The following is a 25485-nucleotide window of genomic DNA, read 5'->3' as shown; positions in this document are numbered from 1 at the left end:
GCGCGGCCGGTGCCAGTTGGCAACGGCTGCGTTCGCACGGGTTCCGATCGGCGCCCGCCCCGCAGCGGGGTTGGAAGGCGGGGCGGACGCCGAAGGGGCTCTGTCACCGCTGGGCGGTGATTACTCCAGACCGGCCGTCTTGCACGCCTTGGCGTAGTCGGCGGTGCAGATCTGGGCGACGGTGTAGAGACCGTCCTTGATGACCGTGTCCTTGATGTTGGCCTTGGTGACCGACACCGGGGTCAGCAGCTGCGAGGGCACCTTGTTGCCGGAGCCGCTGGTCTGGGTCGTGGTGGCGAGCGAGGAGATGCTCTTGCCCTGCGCCAGGTCGACGGCGAGCGTGGCGGCCGCCTCGGCCTCCGGCTTGAAGGCCTTGTAGACGGTGCTGGACTGGGTACCGGCGACGATGCGCTGGATACCGGCGAGCTCCGCGTCCTGGCCCGTCAGCGGGATGCCGCTGATCTTGGCGCCCTTGAGGACGGTGGCGATACCGCCGGCCATGCCGTCGTTGGCGGAGTAGACGCCCGCGATGTTCTTGGCGCCGAGCTGGGTGATGGCCGCCGACATCTTCTGCCCGGCGATGGTGTCCTTCCACAGGCCGGACTGCTCGTAGGCGATGTCGACCTTGCCGTCGAGGGCCTCGTGGGCGCCCTTCTTGAACTGCGCGGCGTTCGGGTCGGCGTCGTCACCGTTGATCATGACGATCTTGGACGACTTGGTGGCCTTCGAGCCCAGCGAGGTGAGGAGCGCCTCGCCCTGGAGCTTGCCGACCTGGACGTTGTCGAAGGAGACGTACGCGGAGACCGGGCCCTGGGCCAGACGGTCGTACGCGACGACCTTGATGCCCTTGTTGACGGCCTGCTGGATCGAGGACTTGATCGCGGCGGAGTCCTGGGCGCTGATCACGATGACCTTGACGCCCTTGGTGATCATGCTGCTGACCTGCTGGGCCTGCGTCGCGGCGCTGGCGTTCGCGTTGTTGTACTGGACGGTGCAGCCGGAGCAGAGCTCCTTGACCTTCGCCTCGAAGTACGGCTTGTCGAACTTCTCGTACCGAGCGGTGACGCTGTCGGGCAGGAGCAGGCCGATCGAGGCGTTCGTACCGCCCGAGGAGCTGGAGCTGCTGTCGGACTTCTTGTCGTCGCCTGCCTTGCCACAGGCGGCCATCGAAACGGCCATCGTGGTGGCGATAACGGCAACGGCGGCACGACGCATACGCGTGTTCACTTTGAAACCTCCCTGACGAGGCCGCGTCGTTGCGGCCGAGGTGGCTGGAAGTCAACTCGGCCGCGCGTTCGGCGTCAAGAAGTAAATACTTAACGAGATGGCAACGGCGTCGTGCGTTCTCTAAGTGAAGACAGGTGTGGCCGCGGTCAGCGACCCGTCCAAAAGGGTCGAATCACCCATCTCGCTGAGTGCGAGAGCGAGTGCTCCGAGCACTTCCGCACGGCCTCCAAGTGCCCCCGGGAGAACGGACAATTGACGCGCCGCACTGGGGATCGCGTAGCGGCCGACAGACTCCCTGATCGGCCCGAGCACCAGCTCACCGGCCTCGGCGAGATCGCCACCGAGGACCACTCGGCTCGGGTTCAGCAAATTGCAGAGATTGGCGACTCCACTGCCGATGTGTCGGCCGACGTCGGCGATCACCCGACGGCAACCAGGGTCTCCGTCCCGCGCCAGCCGTACGACTCCTTCCATGGTCAGGTCGGTTCCGTGACTGGACTGGAGAAGCGGCAGCACATAGCGCGCGGCCGTGAAGGTCTCCAGGCAGCCCCGGTTTCCGCAACGGCAGACAGGGCCGGACTCATCAAGAGTAATATGCCCGATTTCTCCCGCTGTGCCACCCGGGCCCCGGTAGATCTTGCCGTTGATGACCAGCCCCGCGCCGACCCCGCTCGCGACCTTGATGTACGCCAGGTCCCTGACGCCCCGCCCGCTGCCCCAGACCAGCTCACCGAGGGCGCCGAGGTTCGCGTCGTTGTCCACGTGCACCGGTACGCCCAAACGGCTGCCCAGCTCCTCCGCGGGTCTGGTGCCGGTCCAGCCCGGGAGGATCGCGGTGGAGCCCAGGGTGCCCGACTCCACGTCGATCGGTCCGGGCACGCCGAGGCCCACCCCGGCGATCTTGGAGCGGTCCACTCCGGTCGCCGTGATCAGCCGGTTGACCAGCTCTTCCGCCCGGTCGAACCCCTGCGTCGAGGAGGCGTCCACATCGACGGGCTCGGACTCCTCGGCCAGCACCTGGTGGGCGAGATTCCCGACCGCGACGCGCAAATGCGTGTGCCCGAAGTCGACGCCGATGACAATGCCGGCGTCCCCGCTCAGCGAGACGCTGCGGGCCCTGCGGCCGCCCGCCGAGGTGGGGGTGACCTCGACCGTTCCGCCGTCCTTGAGCTCGCGCACGATGTTCGAGACGGTCGCTGCGGACAGGCCCGTCGTCCTCGCGATCTCCGCCTGTGTCAGCGACCCGGCCAACCGCACCGCTCGCACGACCCGTTCGAGATTGGCTCGGTGCAGTGACGACTGCGACCCCGGAGTCTCCACGACGACCTCCTGCGCGCGGGACCGCATCGATGAGGCCCCGTCTATGTCCAACTAGTGAACTCTAAGCTGAGCTGTTCGGGCTGCCTCCCGTCAAGAGGTTGAACCGCATCCGGGTACTTGCACACATGCGTGTAGGCCGCTCCGGAGGCCCGGAGCGGCACACGCGAGGCAGGGGCGGGCCGCTACTTGAGCGCCCCCGCGGTCAGGCCCTGTACCACCTGACGCTGGAAGACGATGTAGGCGGCCAGCACCGGCAGCATGGCCATCACCAGACCGGCGAAGAGCCCGGACCAGTCGCCCTTGTAGCCCTGGCTGGCGGCGAGCTGCACCAGGCCCTGGGTGAGGACCCGCTTGTCCGGATCGGTGTTCAGGACCGTCGGCAGCATGTACTGGTTCCACTGGCCCAGGAAGTTGAAGATCCCCACGCTGATCAGGCCGGGCTTGGCCATCGGCAGCATGATCTGGAAGAACGTCCGGGTGTGCGAGGCACCGTCCACGAAGGCGGCCTCCGCCACCGAGGTGGGCAGCGTGCGGAAGAACGCGGTCAGGAAGAAGACCGTGAACGGCAGCGAGTACGCGATGTAGACCAGGATCAGACCGTGGATCGTGTTCAGCAGTCCCATGTTGTTGACGACGTAGAACAGCGGGACCAGGGCGAGCATGATCGGGAAGCTCATGCCGCCGATGAACAGGAAGTAGATGAAGCGGTTGCCCGGGAAGTCGAACCGGGCGAGCACGTACGCGGCCATCGAACCGAGCACCAGCGTGCCGATGAGTGAACCCGCCACCACCAGAATGGTGTTGAAGAAGTAGTCGCTCATGTTGGCGTCGGTCCAGGCCCGCGCCCAGTTGTCGAAGTGCAGTTTGTCCGGCAGCGCCCAGGGTGAGCTGAAGATCGCGCTGTCGCTCTTGAAGGACGTCATCACCGCCCACGCGAGCGGGAGGACGACCATGAACGCCCACAGGATGAGCATGCCGTGCGAGAAGGCGTTGAGGACGGAGCCCTCTTTCTTCTTCCGCTTCGGCGAATTCCCGTCCGGTGCACCGGACTTGGCGACGGGGACACCGGACTCGGCCGGCACGGGGGCGGGGGTCTCGGTCGTCTTCATGTGATCAGAACTCCAGCCGCTCACGGCGGCCCAGTCGCATCACGATGGCGGCGAACGCCAGCGTGACGACGAGCAGGGCGACGCCGATGGTGGTCGCGTAGGCGGCCTGTCCGTCCCGGAACGCCTTCTGGTACACGTACAGGACCAGGACGGTGGTCGAGTAGTCGGGACCGCCGGGACCGGTCGTCATGATCTGTACGACCGCGAACGACTCGGCGCCCAGCGCGAGGATGCCCATGTAGACCCAGCCGGACATCACCGTGTCCCACAGCAGCGGCAGGGTGAGGCGGAAGAACGTGGTCATCCGGTTGGCGCCGTCGAGCAGCGCCGCCTCGTACAACTCCGCCGGAATGGACGCCATACCGGCGGAGAAGAGGACCACGAAGAAGCCGACGGAGGACCAGACGAGGACCGCCATCACACACCACAGGGCGAGGCTCGGATCACCCAGCCACAGCGGCTGGAGGCTGCCGAGCCCGATGCCGCGCAGCAGGGAGTTGATCGCGCCGCTGTCCGGGTTGTACGCGAAGGCGAACAACAGGGCGACGATCGCGATCGACAGAACCTGCGGGAAGAAATAGACGATCTTGTAGAACGAGGAGCCGCGGACACCCGAGATCACCGGGCCGCCCGCCCGGCGCCGTCCACCCACGTTGATCATGAACGCGAAGAACAGCGCCAGACTGATCGTCACCAGCGGCAGCACCAACGCGAACAAGAGACTGTGCTGCAACGACTTCCAGAAGATCTCGTCGTGGAACATTCTCTTGTAGTTGTCGAAGCCGACCATTTTGAATTCCGGGCTCAGCCCCGTCCAGTCCGTGAACGAATAGTAGATGGACTGGATGAACGGCCATACGACGAAGAGCGCGTACAGCCCGAGGGGAACCGTCAGGAACCCCACGATGAACCGGTACTTGCCGTGCTGCATTGCTACCGACCCCGTTCTCTGGGCGGGCGCCGCCGCTGGTGACGGATCCTCACTGGTGCTTGTAGTGCTTGATCGACGTGTCCTTGGCGGTCGCGTCCGCGTAGCCCTGGATCTTCTTGATGGTCTCCGCCGGGGTGGCCCGGCCCGCCATCATCTCGCCGAGGCCCGCCACGCCGATCTGCTCCTTCTGCAGCTGCACGTACCAGTCCTGGAGCCGCGGGTTCAGCACGTTGGCACCGGCCAGCTTCAGGGCCGCCACACCGGACGTGAGGCCCGGGGTGAGGGTGATCCCGGAGGTGCCGCCGTTGTACGCGGTCAGCGACTTCACCTTGCTGGTGAAGTTCTTCGAGGAGGCCTCGCTGAGCATGATGCGCAGCTGCTCCATGCCGCCCGCCGCGTTCGCCGCCTTGGCCGGGACGATGAAGGGTTCACCGCCGGACGCCCAGATGGTGCCGAAGGGCAGCTTGTCGGAGCTGTCGATGCCGGTCGGCGCGGAGACGGCGAGGTTGAAGTCCTTGGGGATGACGTTGGCGGACTCGTTCTCCACCCAGGAGCCGTTCGGGATGAACAGCGCCTTGCCCTCGGCCCACGCGGTCTGCGACTGGATGTGGTCGATGCCGGGCGTGCCCTTGAGGATGTAGCCCTTCTTGAAGAGCTCGTAGTAGGCCTCGAAACAGGCCTTGACGGCAGGGGCCTTCCAGGCGTTCGGCTCCAGGTTGTCGATCGCGTCGAGGACCTCGCGACCGCCGACCTTGCCGATCATCGGGTAGAGCGAGAAGGGGAGGTAGTACGGGTACTTGCCCGCGTACGTCCAGCCCGCCATGCCCTTCTTCTTGGCCTTGGCGCAGACCGCGAGCATCTGGTCCCAGGTCTCGGGGTACTTCTCGTCGAGCGAGTCCAGGGCCTTCTGCGAGTACCAGACGCCGTACACCGTGTAGGCGTAGTACATGATCCAGACCGGGTCGCCGTCGAGCTGGCCCATCTCGACGATGCCGGGCCGGAGGGTGTCGCGGACCTTCTTCGACGGGTCGTCGTAGGAGGGCGCGTCCAGCAGCGGGGTGAGGTCGGTGAGCTGCTGCTTGCCGGCCAGGACACCCATGTCCATCTGCTCGGCACCGGAGTTGTCGATCAGGTCCGGCGGGGTGCCCTGGTTGAAGCGGGGCTGCAGCGTCGACTGGATCTTCTGCGTGGCGGAGAACTTGACCTTCGCCTTGGGGAAGTCCTTCTCGTAGATCTTTACGGCGTCCTCGGCGTACTCCTTTCCGAAGCCGCCGTCGAAGAGCACGAACTCCATCTGCGCGGTGGCGTTCACCGCCAGCGGGTTCTTCGCGGTCTTCGTGCCCGCCGTGGCCTTCTTGTCCGAGCCGCTGTCGCTGCTCGCACAGGCCGAAAGGAAACTCATCGTGGGTACGGCGATCAGGCCGAGTGCGGCCGACCTCTTGATCAGGTCTCGGCGGCCGACATCCGGTGCGCCGGTGTAATCGGAACCGTTGTTGTTCTCGGCGGAAGTGGATCCCATGCTCAAGTCCTCGCCTTCAACAGGACTCAGGCGGTGAACCGGATCCTCCCCGGCACCGCGGTCAGGTCGAGCTTGGTCGTGCAGGAGGTACTTCGTGCGTGCTGCTGCGAGAGCGGTGTCGAACGCGACAGGTATAGTCCACTTCCGGTCGACAGAGCAAGATCGAATGCAGGGTGGGTTGTCGGTCTTTTCCGAAGTGAGACCTCGCGGAAATATGAACGCCCTGTGTGTTCGATGCCGGAGAAATCCTCGTTATTGCCCTCGAATGCCTCACTCAACACCCTTGACACACCAGGCCACTTGACTCCCTACTGTTCCTTGCGCATCGAAGCTGACAACGTTGTCCAGCGTGCAGGGAGGATGCCCTCGTATGCATCACAGATGGTGGGGTACGGCGGTCGTGTCGACCGCCGCACTGGCTTTGCTCGTGGGTTCACAGGGGGCGGCGGTCGCCCTCCCGGCGAAGGCCCCGGCCGGCGGGGAGTTCGCCTCCTCGTTCGAGTCGGGAGACCCGGCACCGGACTGGCTGAACACGGTCGACACCGCGCCGGACGGCTCCAAGCGGGCCTCGGGCGTCGACGGCGGCTACAGCACCGGCATCCCCGGCAATGTGACCGACCATGTCACCGACGTCCGGGCCAGCTCCGAGAACACCGGCGGCGGCGAGGTGAAGGAGAACCTCGTCGACGGCGAGTCCGGCACCAAGTGGCTGACCTTCGAGCCCACCGGCTGGGTCGAGTTCGACCTCGACAAACCGGCCAAAATAGTGACGTACGCCCTGACTTCGGCGAACGACTTCGCCGAACGCGATCCGAAGGACTGGACGCTGTCGGGCTCGACGGACGGCAAGGACTGGAAGACCCTGGACACCCGCTCCGGCGAGACCTTCGCCGACCGGTTCCAGACGAAGTCGTACGACCTCGCCGCGCCGGCCGAGTACCAGCACTTCCGGCTCGACATCACGAAGAACAACGGCGCGAGCGGCATCCTGCAGCTCGCCGACGTCCAGTTCTCGACGGGCGGGACCACCGCCCCCATCCCCGAGGACATGCTCTCGCTGGTCGACCGGGGCCCCAGCGGCTCCCCCACGGCCAAGGCGGGCGCCGGCTTCACCGGGAAGCGCGCACTGCGTTACGCGGGCCGTCACACGGCCACAGGGCGCGCGTACTCGTACAACAAGGTCTTCGACGTGAACGTGCCGGTCGGCCGGGACACCGCGCTCTCCTACCGGCTCTTCCCGCAGATGTCCGACGGCGACCTCGACTACGACGCCACGAACGTCTCCGTCGACCTCGCCTTCACCGACGGCACCTACCTCAGTGACCTCGGCGCGACGGACTCGCACGGCTTCGCGCTGACTCCGCAGGGGCAGGGCGCGGCGAAGATCCTCTACGTCAACCAGTGGAACAACGTCCTCTCGCGGATCGGTTCGGTCGCGGCCGGCAAGACCGTCGACCGGATCCTGCTGGACTACGACTCCCCCAGCGGCCCGGCGAAGTTCCGCGGCTGGCTGGACGACGTGAGCCTCAAGACGGTCGCGCCCGAGAAGCCCAAGGCGCATCTGTCCGACTACGCGCTGACCACCCGGGGCACCAACTCCAGCGGCAGCTTCTCGCGCGGCAACAACTTCCCCGCCGCGGCACTGCCGCACGGCTTCAACTTCTGGACGCCGGTGACGAATTCGTCGTCGCTCAGCTGGCTCTACGACTACGCACGCGCGAACAACGACGACAACCTGCCGACGCTCCAGGCGCTCAGCCTGAGCCATGAGCCCAGCCCCTGGATGGGCGACCGGCAGACCTTCCAGGTGATGCCGTCGGCCGCGTCCGGAACGCCCAACACCGACCCGACGGCACGGGAGTTGGCGTTCAAGCACGAGAACGAGATCGCGCGCCCGTACTACTACGGCGTCACGTTCGAGAACGGTCTGAAGGCCGAGATGGCCCCGACCGACCACGCGGCCTCGCTGCGCTTCACCTACCCCGGTGACGACGCGAGCGTGATCTTCGACAACGTCACCGAGCAGGCGGGCCTGACCCTCGACAAGACCAACGGGACCGTCACCGGCTACTCGGACGTCAAGTCCGGGCTGTCCACGGGTGCCACGCGGCTCTTCGTCTACGGCACGTTCGACGCGCCCGTGACGGACGGCTCCTCCAGCGGGGTCAAGGGCTATCTGAAGTTCAAGCCGGGCGCCGACCACACGGTCACCCTGCGCCTGGCCACCTCGCTGATCAGCGTCGACCAGGCGAAGGACAACCTGCGCCAGGAGATCCCGGACGGCACCTCCTTCGACACGGTCAAGAAGCAGGCCCAGAAGGTGTGGGACAAGCTGCTCGGCAAGGTCGAGGTGGAGGGCGCCACGCCGGACCAGCTGACCACGCTGTACTCCAGCATGTACCGGCTGTACCTGTACCCCAACTCCGGCTTCGAGAAGGTCGGTTCGACGTACCAGTACGCCTCCCCCTTCTCCCCGATGACGAGCCAGGACACCCCGACGCACACCGGCGCGAAGATCGTCGACGGCAAGGTGTACGTCAACAACGGCTTCTGGGACACCTATCGGACGACCTGGCCGGCCTACTCGCTCCTGACGCCCAGTCAGGCGGGTGAGATGGTCGACGGGTTCGTGCAGCAGTACAAGGACGGCGGCTGGACCTCGCGCTGGTCCTCGCCCGGCTACGCGGACCTCATGACGGGCACCTCCTCGGACGTGGCGTTCGCGGACGCGTACGTCAAGGGCGTGAAGTTCGACGCCAAGTCGGCCTACGACGCGGCCGTGAAGAACGCGACCGTCGTCCCGCCCGCCTCCGGCGTCGGCCGCAAGGGCATGACCACCTCGCCCTTCCTCGGCTACACCAGCACCGACACCGGTGAGGGCTTCTCCTGGGCGATGGAGGGCTATGTCAACGACTACGGCATCGCCAAGATGGGCCAGGCCCTCTACAAGAAGACCGGCGAGAAGCATTACAAGGAGGAGTCCGAGTACTTCCTCAACCGCGCCCAGGACTACGTGAACCTCTTCGACAAGCAGGCCGGGTTCTTCCAGGGCAAGGACGCCCAGGGCAACTGGCGGGTGGACTCGGCGAGTTACGACCCGAAGATCTGGGGCTACGACTACACCGAGACCGACGGCTGGGGCTACGCCTTCACCGTCCCGCAGGACAGCAAGGGCCTCGCCAACCTCTACGGCGGCCAGAAGGCCCTCGGCGACAAGCTCGACCGGTACTTCTCCACCCCGGAGACCGCCTCGCCCACCAACGCCGGTTCCTACGGCGGGGTCATCCACGAGATGACGGAGGCGCGGGACGTCCGCATGGGCCAGTACGGGCACTCCAACCAGGTCGCCCACCACGTCACGTACATGTACGACGCGGCCGGCGAGCCCTGGAAGGCGCAGAAGGACGTGCGTGAGGTGATGTCGCGCCTCTACACCGGCAGCGAGATCGGGCAGGGCTACCACGGCGACGAGGACAACGGCGAGCAGTCGGCCTGGTACCTCTTCTCCGCGCTCGGCTTCTACCCGCTGGTGATGGGCAGCGGCGAATACGCCATCGGCTCCCCGCTGTTCACCAAGGCGACCGTGCACCTGGAGAACGGCAAGGACCTGGTCGTCAAGGCGCCGAAGAACAGCACGAAGAACATCTACGTGCAGGGTCTGAAGGTCAACGGCCAGAACTGGACGAAGACTTCACTCCCCCACTCGCTGCTGGAGAAGGGCGGAGTGCTGGACTTCTCCATGGGCTCCAAGCCCTCGTCGTGGGGCAGCGGCAAGAACGCGGCGCCGGTGTCGATCACCAAGGACGACCAGGTGCCGACGCCCCGCACCGACCAACTCGCCGGTGTCGGCGCCCTGTTCGACAACACGTCGGCCACGGACGCGACGGTGACCTCGGTGGACCTGCCGGTCACGAAGGCCACCAAGGGCGTCCAGTACACGCTGACGTCGTCGAAGGACCACACGCAGGCACCGACCGGCTGGACCCTCCAGGGCTCCACCGACGGCAGTACGTGGAAGACGCTCGACAAGCGCTCCGGCGAGTCCTTCACCTGGGACAGGCAGACGCGCGTCTTCTCGGTCAAGTCACCTGGCTCGTACGCGCATTACCGCCTGGTGCTGAGCGGTTCCTCGACCCTCGCGGAGGTGGAACTGCTGGCCTGAGGCACGGTCACGGCACGGGGAGGCGGGGCAGCAGCCGCCGCAACGCCTCCGCGTGCTGGTGAACCCGTCTGAGCACACCTTTTCTGGTCGACGCGAAGACGGGGACGTCCTGGGCCGGGCCGCACGCGGCGGCCGTGTACAGGTCGTCGAGCCACGCCCCGCTCCCCCTGGTGCCGTCCGGTGCCAGGGGGACCAGTCGTGTCAGGACCTCCGATTCGGCGCCGCCCAGGAACCAGACGCGCACCATCAGATCCCCGCGCAGATAGCGCAGGCCGCCGTCTATGTCCTCCGGCGGCGCGAAGCCCTCGTCCCCCACCAGGAACGCGAAGGCCGTACGGGCTTCGGCCCGGAACTCCTCGGGCAGCTGCGGCCGTTTCACCATCTGCGGATGCTCGCACGCGCCGATGTGCCCCCGCCACCGGAACGGGCGAGGGCACACATTGTGGACGTCAGTTCACCGCAAGGGTGAACACATGGAGATCCGGGTCGTCCGGAAGTGTCACGCTCTTGATGGTCTTGCCCGAGGGCGCCGCGAACGGCTTGGTGGCGAACACATAGGTGGCTACCGGATCCTTGTCCGCACCCGCGACATTGCGGTACGCGGTCCTGGCGACGACCTCGTTGCCGTACTGCACGGTGCCGCCGCCCCCGCCGACCGTCCAGTCCGTGAAGGACAGGTCGACGGCGTCGGTGCTGCCGTCGGTGTAGGTGACGGTCGCCTTGGTCTGCTGGTTGCCGTTGACCGCGCTGCCCACGAAGGACAACGTGCTTGCGGGCTGCGGGAGTTGGACGGTCTGACCGGCCGCCGAGACGTTGTCCGGGCGCCCGTTCGGCGAGGCGGGCCAGGTGAAGCCGAGCCCGTCCACCGTGCCCGAGCCGCCCGGGGTCAGCCCGGCCGCCTCCAGCGCCTGGAGGGAGTAGCTCCAGCCGCCCCCGTCGTAGTCCGCCTCGTCGTGCTCGCCGGTGTCGTCGGAGACGCCGGTGCTGTTGTAGGCGGCGAGGAGGGTGCCGGGCGCGGCCACGGTCAGGGACACCGGCTGCTCGTACGACGTGCCGCCCGAGGTGACGGTGACCTTCACGTCGTAGAAGCCCTGCCGGACGTCGGTGGCGGCCGTGAGGGTGATGTCCTGGGAGCCGTCGACGACCGTGCCCTGTGCGGGAGTTGCCGTGACTCCGGCGGGCGTCTCGACGGTGTAGCGGACCTCGGGTCCGGTGCCGCCGTTCAGGGACAGGGCCTTGATGGTGACCTTGGTGGTGTCGCCGGGGGCGAGGGTCGCGGCGGTCGGGCCGACGCCGATCTGGTACGGCTGCTCGCCGGTACGGAAGGACGGCGGGGCGTCGGCGGGGGCGCTGCCCCAGGTGCGGTTCGGGGTGGTGGAGAGGGTGTAGTCGAGGGTGCCGCCGTTGCGGACGATGGAGGACGAGAGCCAAGGCTGTTGCGTGCTACGGCCGTTGACCTTCAGGGACTGGATGTACGGGGCGTCGGTCGCGGCGCCCTTCGCGCGGATGGAGATGTCGTTGCCCTGCGGGCGCTTGATCTCGATGCGCTCGAACAGCGGTGAGGCGAGGGTGAGTTCGGCGCGGGAGGGGACCTGGGGGTACATGCCGAGCGCGGAGAAGACGTACCAGGACGACATCTCGCCGAGGTCGTCGTTGCCGGGGATGCCGGCCGGGTCGGTCGACCAGAGCTGCTTCATGGCCGCCCTGACCGTCTCCTGGGTCTTGTAGGGCGCGCCCGCGTAGTCGTACAGGTAGGGGACGTTGACGGACGGCTCGTTGTCCAGCTCGGACTTGTCGCCGCCGCTGCCCGTGAAGGCCCAACTCCCGTCCGTCTCATGGAAGAAGGAGTCGAGGCGGGCGAGTGCCTTGTCCGTGCCGCCCATCGCCGCGAAGAGGCCCGCCGGGTTGTGCTGGACCATCCAGGTGTACTGGGCGGCCGTGCCCTCCACGAAGCCGTTGCCGGTGCCCGGGGTGAAGCCGGTGACCCAACTGCCGTCCGCCTTGCGGTTGGCGATGTAGCCGCCGGTGGGGTCGGCGGCGATGTTGAAGTTGTTCTGCCACCACTGGGCGCGCTGGGCGAAGTCGGCCGCCGTGCTCTTCTTCCCTGCCGCCGTGGCGAGTTGGGAGAGCGCGAAGTCCGCCGTGGACATCTCCAGGGTTTCGGCGGCGCCGCCCCAGGCGTTGGAGACGGACGGCATGTAGTGCAGGTTCAAGTACTTGTCCAGGGACGGGCGTTGGCCCACCGAGAGCACCGGCTTGCCCGAAGACGACAGGTCCTGTGCGGTCGGGACGGTCGCCGCCTGGACCAGGGAGTTGAGAGCCCCCTTCAGGTCGAAGTCGGTGCCGCCGAAGGCGCGGATGCCGGCCAGGGCGGTGGGTGAGGGGTCTCCGTTCATGACGTGCGTGCCGCTCGCGCCGTGCAGCCAGCGGTCCCAGACTCCCCCGTTCTGCTGGGCGAGTTCGTAGAGGGACTGCGCGATGTCCGAGCCGGTGCGCGGGCTGAGGAGGGTGAGCAGTTGGACCTGCGAGCGGTAGATGTCCCAGCCGGAGAAGGTGCCGTACTGCGCTTGATGGCCCCGGCCGACCTTGTGCACCTTGCCGTCGCTGCCCGTGTATCTGCGGTCGGCGTCGCTGATGACGTTCGGGTGCAGGAGGGAGTGGTACAGCGCGGTGTAGAAGGTGGTTCGCTCGGTGTCGGTGCCGCCGCCCACCTTGATCGCGCCGAGCTGGTCGCGCCAGGCGCGGTGCGCCGCGTCCTCGACGGCGTCGAAGGAGCGCTTCGGCGGGTTCTCCGCCGCGAGGTTGGCCTTGGCTCCGGCCTGGCTGACGTACGAGACACCGACCTTGACGCCGACCGGTCCGGTGCCGGGCTCGAACTCGACGTAGCCGCCCGCGCCCTTGCCGGCGACGGGACGGCCGCCGGTGCTGAACCCGCCCGTGCCGCCGGTCGTGTTCGTCGACCCCGGGGTCAGCTTGTCGTCCTGCCAGGTGCCGGTGGTCTTGAAGGCGCGGTCGAAGGTGGCGGTGAAGTACAGGGTGTAGTAGGCGCGTTGGCCCTCGGGGTCGAGGTAGCCGCAGAAGTTGCCGGAGGTGACCGAGCCGGACACCGTGCGGGTCTTCGGGTCGATGGCGACCGACGAATCCGTGGACCCCACCTCGGAGTTGGCGGTGCGGATCAGCAGCGAGGCGGGCTTGTCGGCCGGGTAGGTGAAGCGGCCGGAGCCGGTGCGGGCCGTCGCCGTGAGGTCGGCGGTGACTCCGGAGGCGAGGCCGACCTTGTAGTGGCCGGGTTCGGCGGTCTCGTCGGTGTGGCTGAAGTCGGAGGCGTAGACGGCGTCCTTGGTGTCGCTCGCCGGGGAGGAGGTGACCTCACCGGCGTACGGGTAGAACGGGATGTCGCCGCTGCCGCCCGCGCAGCCCGTGCCCGACATGTGGGTGAGGCTGAAGCCGCGGATGCGGGTGGCGTCGTACTGGTAGCCGCCGGGCGCGGCCGTGCTCGTCGCGCTGCCTCTGGTGTTCTCCGGGCTCCAGGAGAGCATGCCGAAGGGCACGACGGCGCCCGGGAAGACGTTGCCGCCGTTCTTGGTGCCGATCAGCGGATCGACGTAGGCGGTGGGGTCCTTGACGAGTTGTGGCGGGGCGGTGGTGGCCGCCAGGGCGGGGGTGGCGCCGCCGATCGCGAGTGCGGCGGCCAGTGCCGCGGCAGGCAGTGTTCGCCCACCGAGGCGCGGCGTTCGGTGCGTGCTCTCGGCGTGCCGGCCGGAAGCCCTCGTACTGGACGTACTTGGGCTTTCGGCCGGTGCGGCGAGAGTGCGTGCCGGGCGTCGCGACGGAGCGGACATTGCCTGTCGCGGCACTGGCAATAGGGACATGGGACGGAAACGCATGACGCGGCCCCTCCTCCTTCGGACGGGTCGCGCACCACAGGTCGCACAAGCCGCAGGGACAGTAACCTGCGCCACCCGTACCACGGAAGAGCGCGTGTGCGGGTGAGGGCGCACGGCGCGGGCACTCGGACGGTCGACCCGACCCAACTGGCTTGACATCGTTGTCCGTTGGGGCGGTAGAGTCATATGCAGACCATTCGACAACGTTGTCGCACCACAGCGTCGCGCCAAGCCACGCACCACCCGGGCAGGTTCAACCCCCATTGCCTGCCCGGCTCGCGGACCCGGTGGCCCCCGACCACCGGGTCCGCCCAGAGCACAGGCTCAACCCACCTGGCAGGGCAGGGCAGTTGCCGGATCACCGCCGTCGCCGTTCACGACGTAGCCGAAGGTGGCGCTCTGCCCCGGACTCAGCGAGCCGTTCCAGTCGGCGTTGTGGACCATCACGTCCTGGCCGGTGTAGGTCGCGTTGCCGTTCCAGAGGCTGGCGACCGACTGGCCCGCGGGGAGTGCCCAGTTGACCATCCAGCCGAGCATCGGGACGTCGCCGGAGTTGGTGACGGTCACCTCGGACTGGTAGCCGCCGGGCCAGGTCCCTGTCGTGTGCCGGGTCGCCGAACAGACGCCGGGTACCGGGTCGGTGGGGTTGCCGGGCTCGTGAATACCCGTCACTTCACCGTTGCCGCCGTCGAACACGACGTCCGAGCAGGAGTAGAAGGTCTCCGTGCTGTCCGAGCGCTGCCACACCATGTAGATGATGTGGCGCCCCGACTTGTCCGCCGGAAGCTGCCCGGTCCAGGAGTAGTTGGCCTCGACCGTGCCCGGCGTGCCGTTGAGCGGCGGGTGGTCGACCGTGAGGAACGGGGTGTCCTCCATGTCGTCCCAGGTGAGCGTCTTCGTCGGGTCGAAGCCGTCCTTGGTGATGTAGACGTAGAACCAACCCGGGTGCGCCGCCCAGGCGTTGTACGAGAAGTCGACCGTCGCGCCGGAGGTGAGATGCGTCAACGGCCAGTCGTCGCGCGGGAGATCGAAGCCCGTGAAGTTCGGGTTGCCGCCGCTGCACAGCGAACCGTCCGGCACGAAGCCCCGGGTGCGTCCGGCGCCGTCGGAGCGCAGCACCGAGAACCAGTTGTAGAACGGCGTGGTACCGCTGACCTGTTGGGCCGCCTTGCACGCCGGGTTGACCGGTTTGATCTCGCCGGTGTCGGTGAGCGCGTCCTGCCAGCAGAGGAAGGTGCGGCTGCCGGGTTTCATGGGGGTGCCGTGGGCCTCCGCGCGGCCACCCGTGGCGAGGATCAGGGCCAGGGCGGGGACGGTGGTGAGCAGGGCCAGGAGGACGAGGAAGAGCGCCCGGTGGGGAGTTGGGCGCGGTAATCGCGGCACCGCGCGGGGAGTTGGAGTTGATGTTGTCATAGGCATGACAGTTCTACGTCCCTTCGGTCGGCGGGTGCGAGGAACGTGCGGGGGTGGATACGTGGGGTGGGGCGACCCGGCCACCCGACGGGTTCCGGACCGCCGGGCGGGTGGGAGCGCTCCCACCCCACTTGTCCGTGAAGTTAGCGCGGACTGGGGAGGCTGTAAACGTCTGGTGGCTCTCGAAGTGGCAGCGGGGGCGGGCTTGTTCGGAGCCGGGTCTCGTACGATCCCGGCATGATCGCCGTCGTCGTCACGGTCGCACTGGCCTTCGCCGGGCATGTCGTCACGTACCTCAACGGCCTGCGGTTGACCCAGCGGCAGGAGCGGCTCGCCCGGGTCAATCGTCAACTCGGGGACTTCTGCGGGCCGTTGCTCGCGCTGACGGAGGCCAACGCCCGCACCTTCGTCGCGTTCGTGGAGCGGCACGCCCGGCCCGGGGGCATCTCGCCCTTCAGCGGCGGAACTCCGCCGACCGACGAGGAACTCGCCGAGTGGCGACTGTGGGTGACGACCGTTTTCCTGCCGGTCCTGCGGGAGATGCGCGACCTCGTCGTCGGGCGGGCGGATCTGCTGCGCGAGCTGGAGATGCCGCCGCTGCTGCTGGAGTTGTGCGCGCACGCGGCGGGATACGAGATCACCGCGGCACGCTGGGCGCGGGGCGACCTCGCGGAGCACCTGTCGCTGGTCGCGTTCCCGAGCGCGGAGCCGGCCGCGTACGCGCGGCGGGGATTCGGCGAACTGAAGCTGGAGCAGGCGCGGTTGCTGAGCGTGGGTACGGGCGGCGGCAGATGACCGCGACGGCCGAACAGGCCGATGCGCGGGGTGGGACAGATGGGACTTCCTCCGGCCGGCGCCACAGTCACCCCACAGCCTTGACCCAGTCTTGACCCAGCGCGCCATGTGGTGACTGGCGTTCGGTCATGTTCACTTGTCGCGTCCACGGGGTTGGTTCTTGACGTTTTCTGAGTCGAGTGGGCGTTGCGATGGAGGAACAGCTCATGAGAAGACAGATCCGCGGTGTACTGGCCGCGTTCACCGGAGCGCTGCTGCTCACCATGGGAGTCACCGCGACCGGCGGCCATTCCGCGCGGGCCGATGACAACGGTGTCGGGCTCGAACCCGTGCTGGGGTGGAGCAGTTGGAGCTTTGTGCGGCGCGATCCGACCGCGCGGACCATCGAGGCGCAGGCGAAGGCGCTCAAGACCAGCGGGCTCGCGAAGAACGGGTTCGTCTACGCCAACGTCGACGACTTCTGGTACCAGTGCCCGGGCAGTCAGGGGCCGGACGTCGACCAGTACGGCCGCTGGGTCACCGACCCGGTCAAGTTCCCGCCGCTCGGCAGCGAGAACGGCGTCCAGGTCGTGGCCGACTATGTGCACTCGCTGGGGCTGAAGTTCGGCCTGTACGTCACCCCCGGCATCTCGCAGCAGGCGGTCGCCAAGAACACCGTGATCAAGGGGACCGCCTACCACGCGCGGGACATCGCCACCACGGCGACGGAGAGCAACTACAACTGCGGCGGCATGGTGGGCATCGACTACGCCAAGCCCGGCGCGCAGACGTTCATCGACTCGTGGGCCGGTCAGTTCGCCGAGTGGGGCATCGACTATCTCAAGATCGACGGCGTCGGCACGTCCGACCAACAGGACGTCCAGGCCTGGTCGGACGCGCTGCATCACACCGGGCGGCCGATCCACCTGGAGCTGTCCAACAACCTCGACATCAACAACGCGGCCACCTGGAAGAAGCTCTCCAACGGCTGGCGCACCGGCGGCGACATCGAGTGCTACTGCGGGCCTGACGGGAGCAGTTACCCCCTGACGACCTGGTCCTCCATCGCCTCGCGCTTCGACCAGGTCGCGGCCTGGGCACCGTACGGCGGGCCGGGCGGTTACAACGACTACGACTCCCTCGAAATCGGGAACGGTGCCAACAATGGCCTCACCCCCGACGAGCGCGAGACGCAGATGAGTCTGTGGTCGCTGGCCGCCTCACCGCTCGTCCTCGGCACCGATCTCACCCATCTCGACCCGGCCGACCTCGCCTTGCTGAAGAACACCGATGTCCTCGCGGTCGACCAGGACGGCATCGACGCGAAGCGGATCTCCTCGGACGCGAACGCGCAGGTGTTCGCCAAGACCGAGGCCGACGGGGATGTCGTGGTGGGCCTGTTCAACACCGGGTCGGCTTCCCGTGAGGTGGCCACGACCGCGTCCGCGCTGGGTCTGTCCAAGGCGCGCGACTACTCCCTGCGGGACCTGTGGAGCCACCGGTTGACCGAGTCGGCGGGCCGGATCGCCGCCAACGTGCCCGCGCACGGCGTGGTTCTGTACCGGGTGCACGCCACCCACCGCACGGTGACCGGCGCGGCCCCGGACGTGTCCTTCGGGCTCAACTGGGCGCCCGCGCCCAGCGACAGCACCACCCGTACCGTGACCGCCGTCCTGTCCGACAACGGGTCGCGGTCGATCACCGACGCCGACCTGACCCTCACCGGGCCGGCCGGCACGAAGATCACCACGCGCTCCGTGACGCGGGCCCGGGCGGTCCGTGGCGGCCATGCGCTGAAGGCCACCTACTCCGTGTCCATCCCGCCCTCGGCGAAGCTCTTCGCCGCCAACGACTTCCAGGGGACGGCCAGTTATCGCTTCCGGTCGGCGGGGAAGAGCCGTCTCACCGCCGGTGACACGATCACCGCCAATCACCAAGTGACCGCCCCGTACCGGACGTTCGCGTCCACCACCGCCAGCTTCAGCGAGTCCGGTACCCAACTCGGCATCCGGGCGCAGGGTGCGGACCTGTACAACGGCACCAACGAGTACGGCTCGATCTATCTGCCGGGTGCGGAGCACGACGGTTCGGTGACGACCGTGAAGCTCAACTCGCAGTCGGACACGGATGTTTGGGCCAAGGCCGGGATCATGGTCCGCAACGACATCACCCAGTCCAACACCTCCCCCGGGTACGTGGCCCTCGTCGCGACCCCGGGCAACGGCTATCTCCTCGACTGGGACAGTGACGGCGACGGAAAGCTCGACTCGCAGGACTCCGCCGGTACCGCCGCCTACCCGTCGTGGCTGAAGCTCGTCCGCAACGGCACCTCGTACAGCGGCTACTACTCGACCGACAACGCCACGTGGAATCTGGTCGGCACCATCGACGTCCCGACGGCCGCCGCCACCCAGGACGTCGGCCTCACCCAGACCTCGCACGCCTCGGGCACCACCGGCGAGGCCGACTTCGACGGGTTCACGACGACTCCCTAGGTCTAGGTCTACGGCGACGACGGCGATGCGCGTCCGCCGGTGCTCGGTGCTCTTCTAGACCGGCGCCGTGCGGGCGCGCATCGCCGGTTCCGCGGGCGGGAGTTCGGTGGCGGCGGGGAGTTCGATGGTGAACTCCGTGCGGCCCGGGACGCTGGTGACGTCGATGCGGCCGCCGTGGGCACCGGTGATCGCCGTCGCGATGGCCAGGCCGAGGCCGGAGCCGCCCTCCTTGCCGCCGGCGCGGGCTCGGGAGGCGTCGGCGCGGGTGAAGCGTTCGAAGACCGTGGGGAGGAGGGCCGGGGGGATGCCGGGGCCGTTGTCGCGGACCCGGATGACGACTGTGCGGGCGGCGGTGGCCTCGACGCTCGCCGTGACCGTCGTGCCAACGGGTGTGTGCATACGCGCGTTGGCCAACAGGTTGGCCAACACCTGGTGCAGGCGGGCCTCGTCGCCGATGACCAACGCTGGCGCATCCAGGGAGAGTTGGAGCTGCCAGTCGTGGCCGGTGCCGGCGGCGCGCGCGTCCCACACCGCCTCGGCGAGCAGCGCCGCGAGGTCGACCTCGGCGGACTGCAGGGGCCGGCCCTCGTCGAGCCGGGCGAGCAGCAGGAGGTCCTCCACCAGGCCTGTCATGCGCGCCGACTCGGCGGTGACCCGGCGCCAGGCGAGGCCCGGTTCGATGCGGTCGGTGCCGCGGTTCATCAGCTCGGCGTAGCCCGCGATCGAGGCCAGCGGGGTGCGGAGTTCATGGCTGGCGTCGGCGAGGAAGCGGCGCATGCGTTCCTCGCTGCGGCGCATCTGCTCCTCGCTGCGCTGGCGTTCGGCGAGCGAGGACTCGACGTGGTCGATCATCCGGTTGAGCGCGGCACCGACCTGGCCGGCCTCGCTGCCGGGGTCGGTGTCCCGCTCGGGCACCCGGGTGAGCGCGGTGACCTCGCCGTGCCCGAGCTGCGAGCGGGAGACCTCGACCGCGGTGGCGGCGACCCGGCCCAGCGGCCGTAGCTGCCGTCGTATGACGACCGCGCACAGGCAGCCGGCGACGGTCAGGCCGGCGAGGGCGACGGCCGCCTCGACCACCACCAGACCGCTGATCAGGTCCTGGACGTCGTCCATCGGGAGGCCGGTGATCACCCGGACGCCCTTGCTGTTCAGGGCCGTGAGCCGGTAGGTGCCGAGGCCGGGCACGGTGCGGGTGTGCATCGCGCCGTCGGCGGTGATGCCCGCGAGGGCGTCGCGCTGGGCGGTGGTGAGGTTCCGCGGCCGGGCGTCCTGCCTGACGACGGCCGCGGCGATGATCGAGCCCTTGTCGTCGAACCGTGCGGCGAGCGTCCCGACGGCGTGGCCGTTCTCCATGAGGAAACCGAGCTCCCCCTCGGAGTCCGGGTGGTTCTCGGCGCCGCCCAGGCTGCGCTCGGCGGCGTTGCCGACCCGGTCGTCCAAGTTGCCCAGCAGATAGGCGCGTTGGACGAGGACAGTGGTGAGGGACATCGCGGCGCACACGACGACGAGGGTGGCGCTGATGAAGAGGAGGAGCCGGGTGCGCAGTGAACGGCCGTGCAGGCGGCCTCGGTTGCGGGTACGGAGGTTGCGGGTTCGGAGGTTCATCTGCCGTCCTCCACGGGCCGTAGGGCGTATCCCATTCCTCGCACGGTGTGGATCATCGGGGCCCGGCCCCGGTCTATCTTCCGGCGGAGGCTGGAGATGTAGACCTCGACGAGGTTGCCGCCGCCGTCGAAGCAGCTGCTCCACACCTGGTCGAGGATCTGGGTCTTGCTCAGCACCTGGCGGGGATGGTCCAGGAACAGGGTGAGCAGGTCGAACTCCTTGGCGGTGAGCCGGATCGGCTCACCGGCGCGCCGCACCTCGCGGGTCTCGCCGGTCAGGACGAGGTCGCCGAGAACCCGTACGGAGTCGTCGGCCGGGGTGCGTTCGCCGCCCGCCCGGCGCAGCAGTCCGCGCAGCCGCAGGACGACCTCCTCCAGGGAGAAGGGCTTGGTGACGTAGTCGTCGGCGCCCGCTTCGAGGCCGTCGAGGCGGTGCTCGATCGCGTCGCGGGCGGTGAGCATGAGGACGGGCAGCCGGGGGTTCTCGTAGCGGAGTCTGCGCAGTACCTGGACGCCGTCGAGGTCGGGCAGCATGCCGTCGAGGACGACGGCGTGCGGGGCGCAGCCGCGGGCGATGCGCAGCGCGCTGTGTCCGTCCGGCGCGGGGTAGGGCCGCCAGCCGGCCTCGGTGACCGCGACGGAGAGCAGCTCGGTGAGCGCGGGCTCGTCGTCGACGATGAGCACGCGGACACGGCTGCCGCGGGACCCCGATGTGCCAGTCATGTCCCGATTCTGTCCCCGTCCGCTGGGGGAACCCTGTGTTCCACCTGAGTCCTGGCGATGACCTGCGCGGACGTGCGGCGGACAGACGCGGAGGGCCGCACCCCCGTCGCCGGGGGTGCGGCCCTCAACTGCCTTGCCGTAGCCGCTAGTTGCGGATCAGGTTGCGCAGCACGTACTGCAGGATGCCGCCGTTGCGGTAGTAGTCGGCCTCGCCGGGGGTGTCGATGCGGACGACCGCGTCGAACTCCACACCGGTGTCGGTGGTGACCTTGACCGTGCCCGGGGTGGTGCCGTCGTTCAGCTCGGTGATGCCGGCGACCGAGAAGGACTCCTCGCCGGTCAGACCGAGGGACTCGGCGGTCTGGCCCGCCGGGTACTGGAGCGGGACGACGCCCATGCCGATGAGGTTCGAGCGGTGGATGCGCTCGTACGACTCGGCGATGACGGCCTTGACGCCGAGGAGCGCGGTGCCCTTGGCGGCCCAGTCGCGGGACGAGCCGGAGCCGTACTCCTTGCCGGCCAGGATGACCAGCGGGATGCCCTGCTCGATGTAGTTGCGCGAGGCGTCGTAGATGAAGGAGACGGGAGCGTCCGCCTGCGTGAAGTCGCGGGTGAAGCCGCCCTCGGTGCCCGGCGCGACCTGGTTGCGCAGGCGGATGTTGGCGAAGGTGCCGCGGATCATGACCTCGTGGTTGCCTCGGCGGGAGCCGTAGGAGTTGAAGTCACGCCGCTCGATGCCGTGCTCGGTGAGGTACTTGCCGGCCGGGGTGTCGGCCTTGATGGCACCGGCGGGCGAGATGTGGTCCGTCGTCACCGAGTCGCCGAGCTTGGCCAGCACGCGGGCGCCGTCGATGTCGGAGACCGGGGTGGTCTCCATCGTCATGCCCTCGAAGTACGGGGGCTTGCGGACGTAGGTCGACTGGGCGTCCCACTCGAAGGTGTTGCCCTCCGGGATGGACAGCGCCTGCCACTGGGCGTCGCCCGCGAAGACGTCGGCGTAGGACTTGTTGAACATGTCCTCGCCGATGGAGTTGGCGACGACGTCGTTGACCTCGGCCTCGGTCGGCCAGATGTCTTCGAGGTAGACCGGCTTGCCGTCCTGGTCGACGCCAAGCGCGTCCTTGGTGATGTCCACCTTCATGGAGCCCGCGAGGGCGTAGGCGACGACCAGCGGCGGGGACGCCAGGTAGTTCATCTTGACGTCCGGGTTGATCCGGCCCTCGAAGTTGCGGTTGCCGGAGAGCACCGAAGTGACGGCCAGGTCATGGTCGTTGACGGCCTTGGAGACCTCCTCCGGCAGCGGGCCGGAGTTGCCGATGCAGGTGGTGCAGCCGTAGCCGACGAGGTTGAAGCCGACCTTGTCGAGGTAGGGGGTGAGCCCCGCCTTGTCGAAGTAGTCGGTGACGACCTTGGAGCCGGGCGCGAGGGTGGTCTTGACCCAGGGCTTCCGCGTCAGGCCCTTCTCCACGGCCTTCTTCGCGACGAGCGCGGCGGCGACCATGACGTACGGGTTCGAGGTGTTGGTGCAGGAGGTGATGGCCGCGACCGTCACCGCGCCGTGGTCCAGCTCGTAGGTCGAGCCGTCGGGGGCGGTCACCGTGACCGGGTTCGACGGGACGCCGTTGCTGGCGGCCGGGGAGTCGGAGGCCGGGAAGGACTCCTTGCCCGCCTCGTCGTCGTCGGAGACGTAGTTGCGCACGTCGCTCTTGAACTGCTCGGAGGCGTTCGCGAGGACGATGCGGTCCTGCGGGCGCTTCGGGCCCGCGATCGACGGGACGACCGTCGAGAGGTCCAGCTCCAGCTTCTCGGAGAAGTCGGGCTCGGCGGCCGGGTCCAGCCAGAGGCCCTGCTCCTTGGCGTACGACTCGACGAGCGCGACCTGCTGCTCGTCACGGCCGGTCAGGCGCAGGTACTTCAGGGTCTCGTCGTCGATCGGGAAGATCGCGGCGGTGGAACCGAACTCCGGCGACATGTTGCCGATGGTGGCGCGGTTCGCGAGGGAGGTGGCGGCGACGCCCTCGCCGTAGAACTCGACGAACTTGCCGACCACGCCGTGCTTGCGGAGCATCTCGGTGATGGTGAGCACGAGGTCCGTGGCGGTGGTGCCCGGGGTCAGCTCGCCGGTGAGCTTGAAGCCGACGACGCGCGGGATGAGCATCGAGACCGGCTGGCCGAGCATCGCGGCCTCGGCCTCGATGCCGCCGACGCCCCAGCCCAGCACACCGAGGCCGTTGACCATCGTGGTGTGCGAGTCGGTGCCGACCAGGGTGTCGGGGTACGCCTGGCCGCCTCGGACCATGACCGTACGGGCCAGGTGCTCGATGTTGACCTGGTGGACGATGCCGGTGCCCGGCGGGACGACCTTGAACTCGTCGAACGCGGTCTGGCCCCAGCGCAGGAACTGGTAGCGCTCGCGGTTGCGGCCGTACTCCAGCTCGACGTTCTGCGCGAACGCCTCGTGGGTGCCGAACTTGTCCGCGATGACGGAGTGGTCGATGACCAGCTCGGCCGGCGCGAGGGGGTTGATCTTCGCCGGGTCGCCGCCCAGCTCCTTCACGGCCTCACGCATGGTCGCGAGGTCCACCACGCAGGGCACGCCGGTGAAGTCCTGCATGATCACACGGGCCGGCGTGAACTGGATCTCCTGCGACGGCTGGGCCTGCGAGTCCCAGGTGCCGAGGGCGCGGATGTGGTCGGCGGTGATGTTCGCGCCGTCCTCGGTGCGGAGCAGGTTCTCCAGCAGGACCTTAAGGCTGTAGGGGAGCCGGGCCGAGCCCTCCACCTTGTCCAGGCGGAAGATCTCGTACGACTCGTCGCCCACCTGCAGTGTGCTGCGGGCGTCGAAGCTGTTCGCCGACACGACAGTCTCCTTCATTGATGTGCGCGTTCCCACCGCATCCTGCCGCTACGACGTCTTGGCCGATCCGCTAAGGTAAGGCTAAGTTAGGCAAGCCTTACTACTGGGATCGGCGGAGTGTGCGGCTGCGGTGCACCTCGGCAGATATCTCGATGTCGAGATAACTCTAGTACATGGGGGCGGGCTGGTCATGCCCGGACCCGTCGGCAGGGTCGATTGACGCCGCGAAAACCGGTGGAACCGACGCGTCGCGCGTCCGTACCGTCCCCGGGGTGACCTATCTGAGCCCGCTCGGCTATCTGCTGGGACTTGAGGGTGCCGCCCTGCTGCGCGGCTTCCGGGAGAGAAGCGCCGACCAGGCCTTCGTCGAGGCCCGGATCGCCGAGATCCGCAGACTGCTGGACATCCCGGAGCTCGCCGATGCGGAGGGCGTCACCGCGGTCCCCGGCGCGATCAGCACGGCCGACGTCTATCAGGACTGGGCGCCGCACTACGACGAGCCCGGCAACCAGATGATCGACATCGAGCAGCCCGTCGTCCGGCGGATCCTGGACGGCCTGCCGGTCGGCACGGCGCTGGACGCCGCGTGCGGCACCGGCCGGCACACCGCCCACCTGCACCGGCTCGGCCACCGTGTCATCGGCGTCGACGCCTCCCCGGACATGCTCGCGCGGGCCCGGGAGCGGCTGCCGGACGTCGACCTCCGCGAGGCCGACCTGCACCAACTGCCGCTTCCCGACGACGCGGTTGACACCGTCCTCTGCGCGCTCGCACTGACCCACGTCCCCGATCTGGCGGCCGTGCTGACCGAGTTCGCGCGGGTGCTGCGCCCCGGCGGGCATCTCGTGATCTCCGACGCGCACGTCATGTCGTCCTACCTCCGGCCCACCCTTCCCCGGCGCGCCGGGACGGACGGCCGCGCGACCCTGCTCACCGAGTACCACCGCCCGCTCAGCGCATACCTCTCGGCCGCCCTCCCGCTCGGCTTCCGGGTCCGGCACTGCGAGGAGCCCCGCCGCCCGCGCCGCTCCCTCGATCCCGGCGCCGCCCCGGACCCGCTGCCCACGTGGATGTCCTGGGACCTCATGCACTGGGATCCCGAGGCGTCCGCCGCCGCACTGGACGCATCGCCGGTCGCGGTCGTCTGGCACCTCCAGCTCGGAGACAGCGGGGAGGAGTGAGCAACTCCCTTTTGCCCTCGGATGATTGGCCGACTTCGGGGTACCCGGTGCCAGACGAAAGGGGGCGGGTATGCCGCTCACGTTCCGTAAGAGCTTCCGGATCCTTCCTTGGCTTCGGCTGAACATCAACAAGGGGTCGCTGTCGTTCACGACAGGCGGCAAGCGCGGCCCGCGCTACACGCGCAGCACCTCGGGGCGCCGTACGACATCCATGAACCTGCCCGGGCCGTTCGGGTGGCGCAAGACGCGCACCAAGAAGGACGACTGACAGCAGCGGGCAGGA

At 68.4% G+C, this 25485-nt stretch carries 16 protein-coding genes; 5 read left to right on the top strand and 11 right to left on the bottom strand.

The genetic code is table 11. The features are described 5' to 3' along the window. Positions 1-120: 120 nt before the first annotated feature. The 5 genes from OG407_RS37840 to ngcE all read right to left on the bottom strand — a co-directional run bounded on the left by OG407_RS37840 (position 121) and on the right by ngcE (position 6106). Entirely contained in the window at positions 121-1215 is a 1095-nt protein-coding gene (locus OG407_RS37840; RefSeq protein WP_405868828.1) for a sugar ABC transporter substrate-binding protein, read from the bottom strand. 132 nt (positions 1216-1347) lie between these two features. Beyond that, the gene (locus OG407_RS37835) at positions 1348-2547 is read right to left on the bottom strand and encodes an ROK family transcriptional regulator (protein WP_019063292.1); all 1200 of its coding nucleotides are present in this window, start codon (positions 2545-2547) and stop codon (positions 1348-1350) included. A gap of 182 nt (positions 2548-2729) precedes the next feature. After that, positions 2730-3656, bottom strand: coding sequence for a carbohydrate ABC transporter permease (locus OG407_RS37830; RefSeq protein ID WP_403584487.1), 927 nt, complete (start codon positions 3654-3656; stop codon positions 2730-2732). A gap of 4 nt (positions 3657-3660) precedes the next feature. Then, positions 3661-4587 (bottom strand): sugar ABC transporter permease, encoded by a 927-nt coding sequence (locus OG407_RS37825; protein ID WP_366493242.1) that lies wholly within the window; start codon positions 4585-4587, stop codon positions 3661-3663. 49 nt (positions 4588-4636) lie between these two features. Further along, positions 4637-6106, bottom strand: coding sequence for an N-acetylglucosamine/diacetylchitobiose ABC transporter substrate-binding protein (gene ngcE / locus OG407_RS37820; protein WP_405864225.1), 1470 nt, complete (start codon positions 6104-6106; stop codon positions 4637-4639). A gap of 370 nt (positions 6107-6476) precedes the next feature. Here ngcE and OG407_RS37815 point away from each other — a divergent pair, with 370 nt between their 5' ends. Continuing rightward, on the top strand, positions 6477-10268 hold the full coding sequence (locus OG407_RS37815; protein ID WP_405864223.1) for a GH92 family glycosyl hydrolase: 3792 nt from the start codon (positions 6477-6479) through the stop codon (positions 10266-10268). 7 nt (positions 10269-10275) lie between these two features. Here the strand turns inward: OG407_RS37815 and OG407_RS37810 are convergent, their stop codons facing one another. From OG407_RS37810 to OG407_RS37800, 3 genes are all read right to left on the bottom strand, one after another. Beyond that, positions 10276-10650 (bottom strand): hypothetical protein, encoded by a 375-nt coding sequence (locus OG407_RS37810; RefSeq protein ID WP_328677563.1) that lies wholly within the window; start codon positions 10648-10650, stop codon positions 10276-10278. 67 nt (positions 10651-10717) lie between these two features. Next, positions 10718-14110, bottom strand: coding sequence for a GH92 family glycosyl hydrolase (locus OG407_RS37805; RefSeq protein ID WP_405864221.1), 3393 nt, complete (start codon positions 14108-14110; stop codon positions 10718-10720). A 369-nt stretch (positions 14111-14479) separates the two neighbouring features. Continuing rightward, positions 14480-15568 carry a lytic polysaccharide monooxygenase gene (locus tag OG407_RS37800; protein WP_405868826.1) on the bottom strand — a complete coding sequence of 363 codons (1089 nt, stop codon included), beginning with the start codon at positions 15566-15568 and terminating at the stop codon, positions 14480-14482. A 237-nt stretch (positions 15569-15805) separates the two neighbouring features. On the opposite strand from OG407_RS37800, the gene OG407_RS37795 reads away from it, so the two are divergent. Further along, on the top strand, positions 15806-16363 hold the full coding sequence (locus OG407_RS37795) for a hypothetical protein (protein WP_405864219.1): 558 nt from the start codon (positions 15806-15808) through the stop codon (positions 16361-16363). A gap of 206 nt (positions 16364-16569) precedes the next feature. Then, entirely contained in the window at positions 16570-18837 is a 2268-nt protein-coding gene (locus OG407_RS37790; protein WP_405864217.1) for an NEW3 domain-containing protein, read from the top strand. A gap of 54 nt (positions 18838-18891) precedes the next feature. Here the strand turns inward: OG407_RS37790 and OG407_RS37785 are convergent, their stop codons facing one another. The 3 genes from OG407_RS37785 to acnA all read right to left on the bottom strand — a co-directional run bounded on the left by OG407_RS37785 (position 18892) and on the right by acnA (position 24024). Beyond that, complete coding sequence (locus OG407_RS37785; protein ID WP_405864215.1) at positions 18892-20442, bottom strand: sensor histidine kinase; 1551 nt, start codon at positions 20440-20442, stop codon at positions 18892-18894. After that, positions 20439-21164 carry a response regulator transcription factor gene (locus OG407_RS37780; protein ID WP_405864213.1) on the bottom strand — a complete coding sequence of 242 codons (726 nt, stop codon included), beginning with the start codon at positions 21162-21164 and terminating at the stop codon, positions 20439-20441. The genes OG407_RS37785 and OG407_RS37780 overlap by 4 nt, the downstream gene beginning before the upstream one ends. Positions 21165-21309: 145 nt before the next feature. Beyond that, positions 21310-24024, bottom strand: coding sequence for an aconitate hydratase AcnA (gene acnA / locus OG407_RS37775; protein ID WP_405864211.1), 2715 nt, complete (start codon positions 24022-24024; stop codon positions 21310-21312). A 269-nt stretch (positions 24025-24293) separates the two neighbouring features. Between acnA and OG407_RS37770 the strand changes: the two genes are divergently transcribed. After that, entirely contained in the window at positions 24294-25202 is a 909-nt protein-coding gene (locus tag OG407_RS37770; protein WP_405864209.1) for a class I SAM-dependent methyltransferase, read from the top strand. Positions 25203-25272: 70 nt separating this feature from the next. Continuing rightward, positions 25273-25470 (top strand): DUF4236 domain-containing protein, encoded by a 198-nt coding sequence (locus OG407_RS37765; RefSeq protein WP_266773474.1) that lies wholly within the window; start codon positions 25273-25275, stop codon positions 25468-25470. Positions 25471-25485 lie beyond the last annotated feature (15 nt).

Origin of the sequence: Streptomyces sp. NBC_01515 (assembly GCF_045040345.1) — a bacterium.
In the GTDB taxonomy this organism is placed as follows: Bacteria; Actinomycetota; Actinomycetes; order Streptomycetales; family Streptomycetaceae; genus Streptomyces.
This window is presented reverse-complemented; position numbering and strand designations above follow the sequence as displayed.